Genomic DNA, 16420 nt, shown 5'->3' with positions numbered 1-16420 from the left:
GTTGCTGAAGCAAGACCGCTACTCGATAAACGCCGCGAGATTCGCCAGGCTCGACCGCAAGCCTTCGTCGTGATCGTCAGCAGTGATTCCAACGGGCACGTTCGCGCAAACGATCGAGACCAGGGTGCCTTCACCGTCGGCACGTAGCGTCCAGGTCATGCGCATCGTTCCGGCAAAGGCCGGGTCGTCGGATTCGAAGTCGACTGCCTGCGCGATCGTTTCGTCCTCGACCAGTGCGAGAAAGTGCACTTGTACGATGTCAGCGTCTTCGGACGTTTTTCCCGGTTCTGTGCGATCCGGCGCATCGTAGATCAGCGCCATGCGATAGCCGCCACCGACGCGCGCGTCGAACGAGAAAAACGTGCCTCGCATTCCCTTCGGCGGTAGCCAGACGGCCAGCGCTTCAGGGTCCAGCAGCGCGCGGTAGATCCGCTTCGGGGATGCGTGGATGACGCGCGATGCAGTGTCGATGGTTTTTCCGTCCAGGCGGGTTCGCATGTTTTTGCAGTCCTGAATCCGTTTTCTGATCGTGCCTGTGTTTGTCGATCGCCAGCGACCTGTTGTCAGGCGCCAAACCAGCCTTGTGTACGGGCATGGTCAAGGCGTTGCTGCAGATACGTCCACAAGGCCGGACAGCCAGCCGCAATTGGCGGCCCTACGCGTTGCGTGACGCGCTCGTAGCTGATGCCGTTCTCGCGCCAGCTCTGGCCGTTGTTGTTGAGGTTGAGCAGCACCGGCATGGCGCGGTCGGCGGCATGGGCAAAGCGCGCTTCGGCGCTTTCGCCGTGTTCGAACTCTTCCCACAGGGCGAGGAATTTCTGCGCCTGCGCTGGCGGCAGCAAACCGAAGATGCGGTGTACCGCAGCCCGTTCGGCCGCCTTGCGCTCGGCCCAGCCGTCGTGGGCGAAGACAAGGGTGTCGCCGGTGTCGATCTCGCCGATGTCGTGCACCAGCAGCATGGCGATGACGCGGTCGATGTCGATCGCCTCGGGCGCATACGGCGCCAGCGAGACGGCGAGCAGGGCGATCTGCCAGCTGTGTTCGGCAGAATTCTCGTAGCGGTCCAGGCTGTGCGGCTTGACCTTGCGGGTGACGCCTTTGAGCTTGTCCAGTTCCAGGATGAAATCGACGATGGCTTGCATAGTGCGGGCATCGGGGGCGGGGCCGAAACGATACGCCGAGTCGCCGCAGGCCGGAAATGCCAACGCCACCGGAGCGGTGGCGTTGGCGGTCACGCCGTGTGCGTCAGCAGCGAGCGATCAGTCGTTCAACCACGGCACCGGCGTCACTTGGGTCCAGTCGATGGCGCAGACGGCCTGGTCCATCAGCGCCTTCAGCTGGTTGTAGGCATAGGGGTCGCTGCCGCCGCAGCTGCCGCCGTTGGGGCAGAGCTTGTCGTTGTTCTGGTTCACCGCAACGATCACATCGACGCCTTCGGAACCCGGGCAACTCGCGTTGCCGCCGTACTGGATGGCGAAGGCGTAGGCGCCGCCCTGGCTGCCGTCGTGCGACTTGCTCGTCGTCCACACGCCGTTGCGCGCTTCGCCGATGCTCGGGTCTACGCCCGGGCCGACGGTGCCGCTGTCGTAACCGCCGGACCAGTATTTCGACATGAATTTCAGCTGCGGCAGGATCTGCACCTGCAGGCCGCCGGTGGCGGCGCCTTCGGCAGAGCTGTTCATGGGCAGGTCGACCAGGGACTTGTCGCCGTTCCAGTTCAGGGTCGGGCCGACGTTCGGGTCATTGAATACACATTTTCCGTTCTGCCATTTGCACGACGGGCGCTTCACGTCCCAGTACTGGTTGTAGTTGCTCTGGGTGGCGTTCTGCCAGGCGCGCGGGCGGGCACCTTTCCAGGGATCGTTGCCCTGGGCGTCCATCGCCGCGGGGCGCGCCGAGATGGCATCGAAGCCGTTGGAACCGAAGCCCAGCTCCGACTTCGTGAAATCGTTCAGCAGCGTGCCTTCGACGGCAGCCGGGTTGCCGACGGGGGCGGTATAGGCCTGGCCGGTCACGTGTTCGGCGATGGCGCGCAGCCACTGCGGATCGGTGTTGGAGTAGGCGAAGGTGCCTTGCGGATTGGGCAGGCACATCGAGGCAGAGCCGACCAGCAGGTCGATCAGGTCCAGGCGCGGCACGACGAAACCGTCCGGCGAGCTGGTGTTCACCGTGGCGCTGAGGCCCATGGCCTGGCGCGCATTCTGCACATTTTGTGCGCCCCACTGGTCGATCAGGCGGTTCTGCTCGGCGTTCCAGTCCAGCGCGTTGTTCAGGCCGCGCAGTTCGTCGATGTTGTTGCGGTACAGCGACTCGGCCGACACGGTGCCTTCGTTCAGGCCGCTGTGGTGGGAGAAGAAGTCGCGCAGGGCGATGGTCTTGAAGCGTGCATCGGCAAACGGATAGCCCGGCGCCTGGGTCGCGACGCAGGAGTTGTCGGTGCGCGAATCGTTGGCATCGAAATGCAGCGGCGGCTGCTTGTAGCCGGCGACGATGTCGTGCAGGCGTGCCGGCAGCAGCGCGTTGGGGAAATCGAAGCCGACCAGGTTGAGGGCTTCCACGTCGGCGTCGTTCCAGGCGTAGTCCTTGACCGGGTTGGCGCCGGTGCCGAGCTTCAGTTTGGCAATGCTGCTGGCGGTCACGTCCCAGGAGGTCAGGCGCAAGACATCGTTCGCATCGCGCGCCGCGGTGACGAAGCCCGCGCCCCAGCCCGCGCCGGACGCGTTGGCCACGTCCATCGAAACAAACTTGCCGCCGGCGACGCTGGCGCCGACCTTGTAGGGAAAGCCCTGGGTGCCGATGGCGAACTGCTGCACGCTGCCGTTGTCGTTGGCGTCCTTGCTGGCGACGGCGAAATGGGTGGCGTCGAGCGTGTCGATGCGGAAATCGCTGGCGCCCGCATGGAAGGTGCCGCCGACGCTGGCGATCGCGCCGCCCGTACCGACCGACAGCACGCTGAGGTTGACCGGCTGGGTGCCGTGCTGGGCACCGAATACGATGCGGCTGCTGCTCAGGGCGGCAAGGTCGAATCGATTCGTATCCAAGTACAGGTTGTCCAGGTCGGTCTCGTGGATGCGGCTGAGCTGGCCGGCGGCGTCCACGTCCCAGACGATGAACTTGATGGTATCGGTACTGCCCAGGCGCACCGCGCCGACGACGCGCGAGGTGCCGGGCAGGGCGGCCAGGCGCAGGTCGCGCGCGGTGCCGCCGGTTTCGCTGTCGAGCTGGGTCAGGCTGCCGTTGGTCTCGAACTTGAAGCTGCGCACCTGCAGGCTGTCGTCGCTGCGGCGCATGCCGATGACGACGCGCTGGTTGATCACGGCGGTCACCTGCACCTGTTTCACTTCGGTCACGCCGGCTATGGTGTCGGTGACGATGGGGTTGCCGGCGGTGTCGATGGCGTAGCCGTACATGCCGAGCTTGTTGTCGGCGTCGCGGGTGATCACGACGAAGCGGGTATCGCCCATGCGTACCAGGGAATAGTCCTTCACCGTCTCAGGCATATGGCTGCCCAGGCGGGTGAAGGTGCCGGCAGCGTCGATATTCCACACGTCGATGCGCAGGGCGCCGGTGCTGACGCGGGTGGCGCTGACCAGGCGGTTGGCCGACTGGTTGATCAGGCGTACGTCGATATCGTTGCGGCCGAGTTCGCGCTTGAGTGCCCAGCGCACGGTGGCGAACGAGGTCGCCTTGGCCACGCTGCCGAACATGAAGGGCGTGTTGTATTGCATCTCGCCGGCAGCGGGCTTGAACGGATCGGCCGCGTCGCTGCCGCAGGCCGGGTTGTAGATGGTTTCGGCATTGCGGCCGTCTTTCATGCCGATGCCCAGGGCCAGCACGACCTTGCCGTACTTGGACACGCCGATGGTGCCGGCACCGGCGCAGCGCGCCTTCATGAAGGTGGTGAACTGGTCGACGAAGGGCAGGGTGTCGCCGTCGGCCCAGCCGTTGATGGGCAGGCCGGCGGGCGGGCCGGCCTTGATGTCGGTAGCGGTCTTGGCGCCGTTGACCGGCACGAATTCCACGCGGGAAGACATCAGCTTGCTGCCGGCTGCGGGCGGCAGGAATTCGGCACGCGTGCCGCGCACATTGCTGCTGCAGCGGCTGCTGCCGACGGCGCGCAGGCAACCGACCTTGGCCGGATCGCCGTCCAGGTGCCAGCTGCCGTCGATGGCGGCGCCGCTGGCGTCGGCCAGGCTTTCGGCGGACAGCACGGTGGAGCCGCCGAACGGTACGACGGCGTCGGAACCCATAATGACCAGGTCGCGATTGTCCAGCGACTGGGCGCCGCAGGCGGCGCTGAGCAACAGCAGGGAGCTGGCGGTGATGAAGCGTTTCATGGCGTTTTCCTCAGGGGTGGAAGGCAGTGAAATGACGGGAAATTGGGTTGTCGCTTGTTGCATGCGTCCAGGCATACGCGCCGGAAGCGGTGCAGGGATCACGCGGCGGGAGATTTTTTCCGTAGAGTTCGCGCCCGGGGTGCGGTGCAGTCCGGCGCGGGGACTGATCAGGTCAGCAGGCGGGGAACGACGGCGCATATGCAGATAACGGGAAAATGGGACAACGACGCATCGCGCCGCGGCCTGCGCTGGGCCCTGCTCGCCGCGCTGATGCTGCTGGCGCTGCTGCGCGCGCCGTATGCGGCCACGCATCTGGATTTCGCCCGGGACATGTTCGTTGCCTGGCGTTTCCTGCAGGGCCAGGAAGTGCCGCTGGCCGGGCCGGTGCTGGCGGCGACGATTCATCTGGGGCCGGCCTGGTACTGGCTGCTGGCAGCGCTGCTGGGCATGGCGCGCAGCTGGCTGGGCACGGTGCTGCTGCTGGGGCTGTTGTCGGCGCTGCAATATCCGCTCGCCTATCTGGCCGGCAAGGCCATGCACAGCCGCCGCGCCGGCCTGCTCTGGGCCGTGCTGCTCGGCCTGCCGGCCTGGAGTGCGTTCGAAGCGATGCTGCCGCAGCACTATGTGCTGACCGCGCCGCTGGTGCTGGCGGTCGTGCTGTGCGCCCTGCGCTATACGCAGCGGCCCCGCTGGCGCTATCTGGCCGGGCTGGGGCTGGGCCTGGTGCTGGCGCTGCATGCGCATCCGAGCAGCGCAGGGCTGGTCTGGATCGTGCTGGCGGCCGTCGGCGCGGCGGCGTGGCGGCGGCAGCTGCGCCTGCTGCCGCTGCTGGCGGCGGTGGCTGTCGCGCTGCTGCCGCTGCTGCCCTACCTGCTATGGAGCTGGCAAAACGACTTCGCCGACCTGCGCGCCGGGGGCGCCTACCTGGCCGATGCGCAGAGCACCGGCAGCCTGGCCACGGCACCGGCGCTGCTGTATCAGTCAGTGCTCGGCGGTGCGGGCTACTGGCTGGACACCTTGCTGCGTGCGCCGCATTGGCTCGGCCTGGCCGTGATGAGCGGGCTTGCGCTGGCCATCGCGGCAGCGCTGGGCGGTGCTGTGCGCCTGTGGCGCGAACCGGCGACACGGGTGCGGCTGCTGCAGGTGCTCGCGGCCATAGCCGCGGTGACGCTGACGACGGCGCTGATCCGATCGGTCAGCACTTACTACATGACTACGGCCGTGCGCGCGATCGCACTGGGCGGTGTTGCGCTGGGGCTGGCGGCTGCGGGTGGCGTGCGCGTCGCTGTGCTGGGGCGTGCTGCGCTGTTTGTGCTGGCCGTGGCGTTCAATCTCGCCGCCGCGTTGGTGGCAAACCGCTATCTCGCCAGCGGCAACTGGCCATTCAATTTCCAGGCGCTGTACGACGTGAGCCACCCCGGCACCGAGCCCATGCGCCTGCTGCTGTTGCCGGCGTATGCCATGGGCGACAGTGGAAGGTTTCTTTGTTCACAAGGTGCGCCCAGCGTGCACGGCGCCTATGCGCGGCATCTGCTGTACGACTATGCGATGGAAATGCGCCTGGCCTGTGGCCGCAGCGATGCGCAGGTTGGCGGCGCCGAGCCGCAGCGCCAGCATTGGCTGGGCCTGGCCAAGGCGCTCGCGCGCGAGGCTGGCCTGATGGCGCAGCAGCGGGTAGGGCCGCTGCAGCTGTTTGCGGTCAGGCGCGTGCTCGGCGGCGATGCGTTTGTGATTCCCGACAGGCCGGTCTATCCGATCCACCTGCCGCAGGACAATCCGCTGCAGACGCGTAGCTTCACCGTACAGCTCGATGCGGGCGAGCGGCTGGCCATCTCGACGATGGCCTTCTTCGTGCAGCCGGCCCAGGTCGAGTTCGGCGCGGGCAAGCGCTTGCAGCTGCTCGGCGGCGATGCCATTTCCCGCGTCTACGCCTGCACCGATTGTGCAGCCGGCGAAACCGTGGCGGTCGACCTGCGCGTGACCACGACGAATTTCAGCGATACCGATATTGTCGTGTTCTGAGCACCGCGCGCGGATGGCACGACAGCGGCTGGCCGCGGCACCTCGCGGTGCCATTCGCGTTGCTCATCGCACCCTACGCAGCGCGATTCCTGCGGGTGTAGGGCGCGATGAGCGCAGCGAATTGCGCCATCAGTTGTGCGTTGGACGCTGAACCTGATGCCGCGCGGTGTCATTCGCGTAGCTCATTGCACCCTACGCAAAGCCAGTGCCGCGCGACGGACGGCGAGGCGGTTCATAGCCCGGTGGCGACGATGTCCGGCGTGCAGGCCGTGGCTGCGGCCGGCATTGCTGCCGTGCGCTCGGCGCTGTCGCGGGCGAGCTGTTCGGTCAGGCGGTCCAGTTTCTGCAGGCGCGCTTCGAGTGCAGCGATGCGCTGGTCGCGTTCGCCCAGTTCCTGCTGCAGGCCCTGGATCGCGGCCAATGCCACGCCGGACGTATCCAGCGGTGCGATGCGGTCTTCGCGCTCGCCCAGGCCAAAGCGCGCATGGAAGTCTTGTGCCATGGGGCCGATATGGCGCACGTCCTTGTTCTCGGACTTGAAATTCCACTCGCTGATGTCGAGAGCGGCGATCTTCTGCAACAAGGCCTTGTGATCGAGCGGGCGGAAGTTTTCCTTGCTGTTGCGATCGGAGTTCTGCGTCAGCGTGCCGGCGATGGTGACGTTGCCATTGGGGAAGATGGTCATGGCCACCGAGGCGGCGCCGGCCGGCGTGATGCGGAAATCCGCATCGTGGGCATTGAGGCTCCACTCGTTGTTGGTGACCGTGTTCTTCATGCGCATGCGCGTAGGTCCGCCGTTTTCCAGACGCAACAGGTCGCGTGGGGCGGTCGTGGCGCTGGTCTCGCGTACCAGTACCTGGGTGGTGGTGCCGTCGCTGCCGTTGACGTGCAGGCGTACCGAGGGCGAAGCGGTGCCCAGGCCGACCAGGCCGGCGGCGCTGATGTCGAGGGAACTGGTTGGCGCGCCCGGGCGTATGCGCAACGGCAGGCGGCTGCCGCTGGTCACGTCGCGCACGAAGAAGTTGGCCTCGTTGCCGGCCACGTCCCAGGTCTGCGCGGTGAAGCCGCCGGCGTTGTTCTGTTCCAGCCGGATGGCGGGTGTATTGCTGGTATTGACGTGCAGGTCGAGTACCGGCGTCGCCGTGCGGAAGCCGATGCGGCCGGTGCTGGAAATGAATACGGCATTGTTCGGTGCGCCACCGGTGACGGTGAACGGAATGGTCGCGCCGGTGACGTCTTCGATGGAGAAGCGGTCCTGTCCGCCGGACGCGCTGTCGTTGGCGGTGAGCTGCCAGTCGGTGGTGGGGAAACCGGCGGCCGACGTGTCTTCGAACTTGATGCGGGTGTTGTTTTCCTTCAGCCGCAGCGTGTCGAAGCCGAAGCTTTCGTTGTTGACGCAATCCAGGCCGATGCAGGTACTGCCCTGCACGATGAGGTCGTCGGCAATGACCTGGTCGTTCGGTACGGGCGGCGCGCTGTGGCCGCTGTCGTTGCGTGTGACCAGGTGGTCGCCCAGGTAGATCAGGCCGCCCTGCACGCGGAAGCTGCCCGATTCGCTGGGCGTGGATGCCGCCGTCTGCGTGGTTTCCTCGTTGCGCTGGCGCGGTGCGGCCGCCAGCGGGGTGATTTCGTAGGTATAGGCGCCTTCGGTCCAGCCGCCGCGCGGGGTGTCCAGGCCGACCGGCTGGCCGGGGCCGAACTGATGTTCGAACAGGAAGCCGGCCGGCCCGGTCACGCGCAGGAAATACGCCGGAGCGGCAATCGCCGGTGCGAAGGCGACGCCGTTGCCGCCCAGGCTGGGCGTGGCGGCGATGCCGGCAGACGCAGCCAGACCCAAAGCCAGTGCCAATGCCACCGCGAGCGCGCGGCGCGAAGATGCGTGCGTAGTCATGATCTGCTCCCCCAGGAGTTGAGTGACGGCCCCAGTGGCCGCGAAGGCAGCTGTCTGCGGTACCGACAGCCTGCGTACCTATTTAGCGCAGGTTTGCGCAGCGGCCGATCACTCGGGTGGAAATCCCCGGGGCGCAGGGCCGCGGGCTCGGCTGTCGCCGCCCGGCGTTGCGGCGTCATTCGCTGGGCTCGCCGCCGCCTTCAGCGCGCGGGCGCGTTGCGTTCTTCGCTCAGCAGCAGGGACTGTGGCTGTTGCGGCTGCCAGTCGGCCGGCGGTTCGCGCGCGATACCGAGGCGGTCGGCGGCGCGCAGCCAGGCGTTCCACTCGCCGTAGGCGGCCATGTCGTCCTGCAGGAATTCCGCGTCGATGCGCTGGCGGTCGAAATGCTCCGACAGCCACACGTACTGGCGGCGCATCTGCAGCGCGGCCGCGGCTTCGGCGCGGCCCTTGAACAGGCGCCGTGTCATGGCGCTGCCGATCATGCGCGTCAGCATCGACGCTTTCGGTGCGGTCAGCAGCAAGTGCGCAAAGCGCTCGCAATCGCCGCGCAGGCTGGCCCGTTGTTGCAGCAGCAGGCTGTCGGGCCGGCACAGGCGCACGAAACCGACGAAGCGCGGCAGCGGCACGGTCTGCACCACACTGCGTCGCAGCAGGCGCGGGATTTCCGCGTCGTCGAGCATGCCGCGCAGGGGCAGGCGCAGCGAGTCGGGCGGCTGCAGGTCGGCCAGCTCCGCGCGCATCAGTCCGGCGTGGCGCCAGGAATGGTCGTCGAACTGCGTCGCGGCGGCGGCGCGGGCCAGGCGTTCGGCCATCTGGTCATCCGTTTCGGCCAGTCCTTGCGGCACCACGATCCAGCTGACCGCATTGGCGCCGTCGATGGCGGTCAGGCGCTGGAAATACTCGCCTTGGGCACAGGGCTGCGACTGCACGTGGCAAGCCAGGGCGAGCGCGTAGAGGGCTTCGGCATCGTCGCCGAAGCGCTGCGCCAGGCGCTGCCGCGCGGCCGCCGTGGCGGCCTGCAGCACGGCACTGTCCGGCTGGCTGCTGCCCAGCAGCACCGCGGCGATCAGCGTTTCGCGCCGGTCGCTACGGGCGAGTTTGTCGACAAAGGAAGAAAGATAACGGGTGCCCAGCTGCTGCACGATCTCGTCGACCAGGCTGTCGACGCCATCGCCCTTGCCGGCGCTGCGCAATTGCTGGGCGAACTGGCGCAACAGTTCGCCTTGCGCGGCCGCGTCGGCCTGTTCGTGCCCGCTGTGAACCTGACGATTCAACCAGGCGACAACCTGCTGCGCGCGGCGCTGGCGTTCCTCGTCGCTGCCGATGCCGCTGGGAAAGCTCGCCGCCAGCATCGCCGCCAGCTGCTGCTGGCGTGCGGCGGCGGCCTCGCTGCGGGCGCGCTCGGCCTCGGCCTGGACCAGGGCGGCCTCGGCGCGGCGCCACTGCCAGGCGCTGAGCGTGCCGCCGGCGACCAGCGCTGCCAGGGCGGCCGCCGTGGCCAGGCTCAGGGCCGGATGCCGGCGCAGGCTGTGCCAGAGCTTTTCCGGCCACTGCCGCGGCCGGGCGGCGACGGCATTGCCGTCGCGTGCCCGCGCCAGGTCGGCGGCCAGTTCCGCGGCGCTGGCATAGCGCTGCTGTGGATCGCGCTGCAGGCAGCGACGGCAGATGGCGTCGAGGTCGCGGCTCAGCCGGGGGCGCAGGCGTGGCGGCGTGGCCGGCAACGGTTGCTGGCGGCGCTGCAGCAGCGTCGGCGCGCCGCCGCGTCCGTGCGGCGGTGCGCCGGCAAGGCATTCGTACAATATGCAACCTAGTGCATAAATGTCGCTGCGCGGGCTGAGTGGGGCCAGATCGCGGTCGATCTGTTCTGGCGCCATGTAGGCCGGCGTGCCGGACAGTTCGGCTGCTGCTGCCGGCCGCTGCGGATCGAAGGCCAGGGCCAGGCCGAAGTCGCCGACCAGCGGGCGCCCGTTGTCGTCGAGCAGGATGTTGTCGGGCTTCAGGTCCAGGTGCAGCAGGCCCAGGCTGTGGGCGTAGTCCACCGCGCCGCACAGGGTGAGCAGCAGGGTTATCGCCGCGGCTTCGTCCAGCCGGCTGCCGGCCAGGCGCGTCGCCAGCGTGGCGCCGCGCAGCAGCGGCATGGAAAAGAAATGCTCCTCGCCGATCATGCCGACTTCGTAGACCGGCACGATATGCGGATGATGCAGCCGCGCCGCGGCGCGGGCTTCGGCGTGGAAGCGCGCAATCGCCGCGGCATCGTCGCCGAGGCCGGCCATCACCTTCAGCGCCACCTCGCGCTGCAGGCTGAGCTGGCGTGCGCGGAACACCACGCCCATGCCGCCGCGGCCTATGCATTGCAGCAGTTCGTAGTCGCCGAACAGGCGTTGTGCCGGATCGTCCAGGTCCAGCGCTTCCAGCGCCGATTCGGCGGCGCCGCCGCTGTGCAGCAGTGCCGTGCGCGCCAGTTGCAGCAGCGCGGCGGGTGGTGTGGGTTCAGTCATGCGCGGGCTCGTGCGACGGCCTTGCACAGGGTGGCATGGGCGAAAGCGAATGGCAGCGCGCGGCGTACGGCGTGCCTCCGTCGCAACGGTCGGCGGCGCAATTCGCCGCGCTCATCGGCGCCCTGCGAGGGCTTGGCGCAGCGCGGTCAGGTCGGCGTCGCGCTGCGTGCGGTCCTCGCACAGTTCTGCCAGGGCCGCTTCGATGGCCTGGCGGAAGCGCTGGCGCAGGCGCTTGAGCTGCACGGCCAGCGTATTCGGCGCCACGGCCAAGCGGGCGGCCAGTGCAGCCAGTTCGCCGTGAGCCGGCGGTTCGCCCAGCCAGGCTTGAAGATTCTGGAAAAGTTCGGTTTTGCCTTCTGCCGCATAGCGCTGCTGCAGGGCATCGAATGCGCTGCGGGTGAGGCACAGGGCGAACTGCAGGTCGAATTCGGCTTCGGGCGAATCGGCCGAGATGCGCAGGTCGTCGATGTCGCCGGTCTGTTCCAGGCGGTGCTGCGCCGCGCTGCTGCGATTGGCCAGGAAGCGTTTGAGCAGGGCCAGCAGGAAACGGCGGAAGCTGCCGAACTCGCTGTCGGCCCTGGCCCACCAGCCGTCCTGCATCGAGGCGAGCAGGAATTCCTGCGCCAGGTCTTCCGCCTCGCGCGCCAGGGTGCCGCGGCGGAAGTAGGCGACGATGGCCGGGCGGTAATCCTGCACCAGCGCCGACCAGGCCGCCGCGGCATCGCGCGGCGGCTGCTGGCTGGCACGGATCAGGCTCCAGCGGGTGGTGGGAAAGGCGGCCATGGCGTGGCGATGGTAGAGCGGCGCCGGGCTATTTGCTGCGCTCTTCGGACAGCAGCAGGGTTTGCGGGTTGGCCGGTGTCCAGCCCTGCGGCGGCGTGCGTGCCGCGCCGGCGCGCTCGGCCGCGCGCTGCCAGGCTTCCCACTCGCCGAGGGCGACGATGTCGCGTTGCAGGGTGACGCGCACCGCCGGGTCTTTCTCTGCCACGTGTTCGCTGAGCCAGACGTACTGGCGGCGGAATTCCTTGGCCTGGTCCGCTTCCGGCGTACCCGGCAGCAGCCGGCGCAGCAGCACGCTGCCGATCATGCGGCTGAGGATGGCGCCTTGCTCGTCGCGCAACAGCAGGCGGCCGATGGCGATGCAGTCGTCGCGCTGTGCCGTCTGCGCACCTTTGCAGGCGTCGAGCAGCGGGCTCAGGCGCGGCACGGGGATCGCATCGAGCGCGGCGGCGCGCGCACTCGCCGTCGCGGCGTCCTCGCCCAGGGCTCGCCGCAGGATCTGCACCAGCTCGCCCAGATGCGGCTGCGCCTGGCTGGCCTGCGCGGCCTGGTGCAGGCGCTGCGCGTCCGGCGCGGCCTTGTGCGGCAGCAACACCCAATGCAGCGCGTTCTCCGGTGCGCGCTCGACCAGGCGCTGCGCGGCTGCGGTATCGCTGCAGGCGGGCTGCATCTGGCAGACGGCGGCGGCCAGGTACAGCGCGAGCGTATCGTCGGGATGGGCCTGGCGCAGGCGCTGCAGGGGCGCGTCGACTTCTGCGCCGATCGGGGCATCGATATCGGCCGGCAAGGCCAGCAGCACGGCCGCGACCAGGCTGTCGCGGTCGTTCGCCTGCGCCAGGCGTGCGCGCTGGCTGTCGCGATAGTCGGTTGTGCCGGCGCAGACAGGCAGGGCGGCCAACAGCAGCGCGGCCAGCGCAGACAGCGGGAAGAGACGGGTGACAGGCATGGAAAGCTCCGTAGGCGATGGGGACTTGCCCATGGCCTATACGGCCAGCGCGGCAACGATGACAGCGTTGCCGGCAAACCGGTCGAAAAGATTTCCAGCCGGCGGCGGCGGCTGTACCCGCCGCCGCGGCAATCGATTTACGGCGTGCAGATTTCGCCCTGGATCTCGGCCTCGAAATGGTCGGGGAAGGCTTGGCCGAGGACGTAGAAATAGCCTGTCGCGCCGGCATAGCGGCCGCTGCCCGACTGCACCTGCTGGAACGCGGTGAAATAGCCGTCGTCGCCGACTTTGAGGCCGGACAGGCCGCTTTCGCGCACGACCAGGCTGCCGTTGCTCAAGGTATAGGTGAGCAGGCCCGAGGTGGCCAGGGTATTCGGCGCCGTGGCCGGCCCGCGTACCGCGCCGTCCATGACGAAATACGTGGTGCCGTGGAAGCCGCGGTTGCCGTCGACCGTGCCTTCGGCGCAGAAGCCGCTGGGGCTGGTGCAGCCGGTGGTGACCTGGGTGTCGTTGATCACGCCGTGGATGGTGCGGCAGCGCGGGTGGTGGTTGGCGTCGGCGCCGCTGGCGGCGGCGCTGCCGGCGAAGACGAGGGCGGCGAGGGCAAGGCTGTTCAGGATGCTGTTCATGCGAGGTCTCCGTTGGCGGCGCAGGGTGGCCGCGGGGCCTAGCTCAGCCGCCGCAGCGCAGACCGACAATTACCCGCGAAGTAATCAGCCGCGCGGTTGCTGGCTGTGCCGCGGCGAGCGCGCAAGAAATGGATAAACGCAGTTTGCGAAAATGGGTAGGAAGCACATGGCGGCGCGCGGCGGCTTCGGCGCGGGAAAAAACGGCGTGTTGCGAGTCTGCGCAGTACGCCCTGGCCCGGCCGGGGGCAGCAACGGCGCGTACTAGCATGGCGGCTGCCCTCGCAATCGGACGACTGCATGAATGCCGTACTGCTGCCCGCTGCCGATTCCTTTGCCGACCAGTTGCGCGCGAATCGCCGCAGCCTGGGCCGTTCGCAACTGCAGACCGCGCTGGCTGCCGGTGTTTCGCAGCGGCATCTGAGTTTCCTCGAAAGCGGCCGCGCCCGGCCCGGCCGTGGCGTGGTGCTGGCCTTGAGCGCGGCGCTGGGCCTGTCGGTGACGCGGCAGAACCAGTTGCTGCTGGCGGCGGGTTTTGCGCCGATGTTCGAAGGCAGTGCCAGCGGTGCCGAGGAAGTCGGCCTGGTCGAACGCGCGATGGCGGCCTTCCTGCATAGCCACGAACCCTATCCGGCCTTGTTGCTGCGCGATGGCGTGTGGATCGAAAAAGGCAATCGCGGTGCGGCGAAACTGTGGTCGGCGGTGCGTGGCCAGCCCATTGACGACGTGCCGCAGGAAAATCTTTTCGACCTGATGCTGCGCCGCGGCCCCGGCCGCGAACGCCTGGAAAACTGGAGCGAGGCAGCGGCCTGCCTGCTGCGCCGCTACATGGCCGAACACGCCCAGCTGCGCCGGCCGGAATTCGACGAACGGGTGGCCAGCCTGGCCGCCAACGAGGAAGTGAAGCAGCTGCTGCAGAGTGACCCCGGCGCGCAGGCCGCGCCGGTGGTTTTGCTCAGATACCGTTTCGACGACGTGCGTATTGCGCTGTTCGTCGTGATCGCCAGCCTGCATGCACCGCTGGATACGCGGGTAGAGCACCTGCGCGTGGAATTCCTGGTGCCGGCGGATGCGGCGACGGAGGCCTGGTTCCGCGCCGCGTAGCGGTGTGGGGGAAGCTTGCGCGGGAAGCATCCGCCGCATTCGCACGGCGATGCCGTACCCCGGCAGGGCGCCGATGAGTGCAGCGAATGGCGCCGCACGAGCTTGCGACGGCGGCACCGTGCAGCGCCGCCGTTTCGGCGCCGTGTCCGTAGGCCTACGCCACGCCGGCCGTCTGCCGGCTGTCCATCTGTTCGGTCTGCGGCGGCTGCGGCCAGGACAGTTTCTCTGCCTCCAGCTTGCGCAGCAGCTGGTGCAGTTCCTCGGCGCGCACACGGATCTGTTCGGCCGTATAGCCCTGCGGCAGGTCGTCGATCGGGGTCGGGAACGCGCCGTCGAAGCGCAGCAGGTTGGTCAGTTCGTTGCCGTCGCTGTCGAGGTTATACATTTCCCATTCGTCGGCATGTTCGCCGCTGGGGTCGAAATAGCGCGACAGTTTCCAGCCGCCCGAGCGTACGCAGCGCACGTGGTTGGGCTGGCGTACCGGGCCGGGGCGAAGGCCGGGCACCGGGCCGTTGTGCGGTACGCGGCTGTCGCCGCTGCGCACGGCTTCCACTGCCTGCAGGAACACGGCGAACTCGTGCTCGGAGTGCAGCTGGTGCGGGTCGGTCTTGTCGCTCAGCGGTTCGGTGATGGTGTCGTCGGTGGCGAACAGCACGCCCAGGCGCGGCGCGCCGTCGGCTTCGTGCACGGTGTCGCTGAGGTTGTGGATCAGCGGCGCCAGGTTGGCGCCGGCAAACGGCGGCACTGGCCGGGTCTGGCGCAGTTCGGCGGCCAGGCTGTCGATCTGCGGGCCCAGGCCGGCCAGGCCGAGCAGGGTCGGCACGATGTCGACATGGCTGGTCAGCGCGTCGATCTGGCGCGGCTCGGCGCCGCTATGGATATGCGGTGCCTGGATCACCACCGGCACGTGCAGGGCTTCCTGGTAGGCGGTATGCCATTTTTCAATCATGTAATTGTGCGCGGCGCCGTACTCGCCGTGGTCGGCCAGGAACATGACGACGGTGTTTTCGCGCTGGCCGGATTCTTCCAGCGCCGTCAGCACGCGGTGGATATGCCCGTCGACCAGGTGCTGCAGCCAGGCGTAGTACTGCAGGAAGCGCTGCGCGGCCTGGTCGGGGTCGCGCGTGAGCTGGAACGGAATGCCCGACATCAGCGTCGCGGTGACCGCATCCAGGCCGGCCTGTTCCTGCGCGCTCAGGCCGGTCTTGCTGGCCAGGGCCAGGCCCATCTTGTAGGCGTAGTCGTACTGGCAGGACGGCTTGTTGTGCAGGGTTTCCGCCGTGCTGGGCGCAATCTGGGCGTTTTCCTGCGGAAACCCGAGCGGATTCAGATCCACGCGCAGGCTGCCGGCAGTCGGCGGATTGCTGCGCGCACCAGCGGCGGGTACGGCCAGGGGGCCGAACTTCGGTCCGTCCGGATCCACGCCGCGGGGCAGCGCCGGATACGTCGCTATGTCGTGCGGATTGGTGAACGAGGCGACGGCTAGCCAGGGCTTCTGCGTGGTCGCCGGCGGTTCGCCCAGCGGCTTGCTCTGGTCTTGCTGCGCGAGCTTGCGGTTGTAGTCCAGGCCCAGGCCCTGGCCGCGCAGGAAGCCGCAGACCAGGTCGGCGTAGCCGACGTCGCGGTATACGCCGAGGTTGTTGATGCTGGAGCCGTGCGGCTCGGGCCAGGACAGTTCCCAGTCGTCGAAGCCGTAGCTTTGCAGGCTGTGGTCCGGCGGGTTGCTCACATGCCATTTGCCGAAGTAGTGCGTGCGATAGCCGGCGGCGCGGAACCAGTGGCCCAGGGTGGGGATGCCGTCGGCGGCCAGCCAGGGAAACGCGGCGGCGTCGCCGTTCTTGAACAGGCCGTCGGTCTGGGTGACGCCGGTGCGCGTGCCGTATTGGCCGGTCATGATCGCGGCGCGGCTGGGAATGCAGGCCGACGAGGCGATCGTATGCTGGCGCAGCACCACGGCGTTCTGGCGCAAGGCCTGGAAGCCGGGGAAGAACTTGCGCCAGGGGTTGATGCCGCCGGCGTCGCCCTGGAAGCCGATGACGTCCTTCAGGCCCGGCGCGAAGCCGCCGTCGGGGCCGTAGCTGAAACGCGGAAAGCGCAGCTGGTCGACCAGGATCAGCAGGATGTTCGGATGGCTCGTCGGCTTTTGCATGGGTTGTCCTCCGCGTGAAGTGGATTTCGCCTGTGCGACTACTTGTGCAAAATGTGCGCGGCGTGTA

11 protein-coding genes are annotated in these 16420 nt (G+C 68.2%); 2 read left to right on the top strand and 9 right to left on the bottom strand.

All coding sequences use genetic code 11. The features are described 5' to 3' along the window. Nucleotides 1-18 precede the first annotated feature (18 nt). From DFR29_RS08445 to DFR29_RS08435, 3 genes are all read right to left on the bottom strand, one after another. Nucleotides 19-498 carry an SRPBCC family protein gene (locus DFR29_RS08445; protein ID WP_133818145.1) on the bottom strand — a complete coding sequence of 160 codons (480 nt, stop codon included), beginning with the start codon at nt 496-498 and terminating at the stop codon, nt 19-21. Nucleotides 499-563: 65 nt separating this feature from the next. Further along, nucleotides 564-1235 carry an HD domain-containing protein gene (locus DFR29_RS08440; protein WP_208113545.1) on the bottom strand — a complete coding sequence of 224 codons (672 nt, stop codon included), beginning with the start codon at nt 1233-1235 and terminating at the stop codon, nt 564-566. 24 nt (nt 1236-1259) lie between these two features. After that, entirely contained in the window at nt 1260-4337 is a 3078-nt protein-coding gene (locus tag DFR29_RS08435; RefSeq protein ID WP_133818144.1) for a hypothetical protein, read from the bottom strand. Nucleotides 4338-4535: 198 nt separating this feature from the next. Here DFR29_RS08435 and DFR29_RS08430 point away from each other — a divergent pair, with 198 nt between their 5' ends. Next, nucleotides 4536-6359: a hypothetical protein gene (locus DFR29_RS08430; protein ID WP_133818143.1), complete on the top strand. Its 1824-nt coding sequence runs from the start codon at nt 4536-4538 to the stop codon at nt 6357-6359. Between the two features lie 232 nt (nt 6360-6591). Here DFR29_RS08430 and DFR29_RS08425 read toward each other — a convergent pair whose 3' ends face one another. The 5 genes from DFR29_RS08425 to DFR29_RS08405 all read right to left on the bottom strand — a co-directional run bounded on the left by DFR29_RS08425 (nt 6592) and on the right by DFR29_RS08405 (nt 13103). Beyond that, the gene (locus DFR29_RS08425; protein ID WP_133818142.1) at nt 6592-8250 is read right to left on the bottom strand and encodes a tail fiber domain-containing protein; all 1659 of its coding nucleotides are present in this window, start codon (nt 8248-8250) and stop codon (nt 6592-6594) included. A gap of 200 nt (nt 8251-8450) precedes the next feature. After that, the gene (locus DFR29_RS08420; RefSeq protein ID WP_133818141.1) at nt 8451-10748 is read right to left on the bottom strand and encodes a serine/threonine-protein kinase; all 2298 of its coding nucleotides are present in this window, start codon (nt 10746-10748) and stop codon (nt 8451-8453) included. Nucleotides 10749-10859: 111 nt separating this feature from the next. Next, nucleotides 10860-11531, bottom strand: coding sequence for an RNA polymerase sigma factor (locus DFR29_RS08415; RefSeq protein WP_133818140.1), 672 nt, complete (start codon nt 11529-11531; stop codon nt 10860-10862). Nucleotides 11532-11559: 28 nt separating this feature from the next. Continuing rightward, nucleotides 11560-12474: a hypothetical protein gene (locus DFR29_RS08410; protein ID WP_133818139.1), complete on the bottom strand. Its 915-nt coding sequence runs from the start codon at nt 12472-12474 to the stop codon at nt 11560-11562. A gap of 137 nt (nt 12475-12611) precedes the next feature. Continuing rightward, complete coding sequence (locus DFR29_RS08405; protein WP_133818138.1) at nt 12612-13103, bottom strand: hypothetical protein; 492 nt, start codon at nt 13101-13103, stop codon at nt 12612-12614. 297 nt (nt 13104-13400) lie between these two features. Between DFR29_RS08405 and DFR29_RS08400 the strand changes: the two genes are divergently transcribed. Then, a complete protein-coding gene (locus tag DFR29_RS08400) occupies nt 13401-14204 on the top strand; it encodes a helix-turn-helix domain-containing protein (RefSeq protein WP_133818137.1) in 804 nt (267 codons plus the stop codon). 154 nt (nt 14205-14358) lie between these two features. Here DFR29_RS08400 and DFR29_RS08395 read toward each other — a convergent pair whose 3' ends face one another. Next, the gene (locus tag DFR29_RS08395) at nt 14359-16353 is read right to left on the bottom strand and encodes a sulfatase-like hydrolase/transferase (RefSeq protein WP_133818136.1); all 1995 of its coding nucleotides are present in this window, start codon (nt 16351-16353) and stop codon (nt 14359-14361) included. Nucleotides 16354-16420 lie beyond the last annotated feature (67 nt).

Origin of the sequence: Tahibacter aquaticus (genome assembly GCF_004363655.1) — a bacterium.
GTDB lineage: Bacteria > Pseudomonadota > Gammaproteobacteria > Xanthomonadales > Rhodanobacteraceae > Tahibacter > Tahibacter aquaticus.
This window is presented reverse-complemented; position numbering and strand designations above follow the sequence as displayed.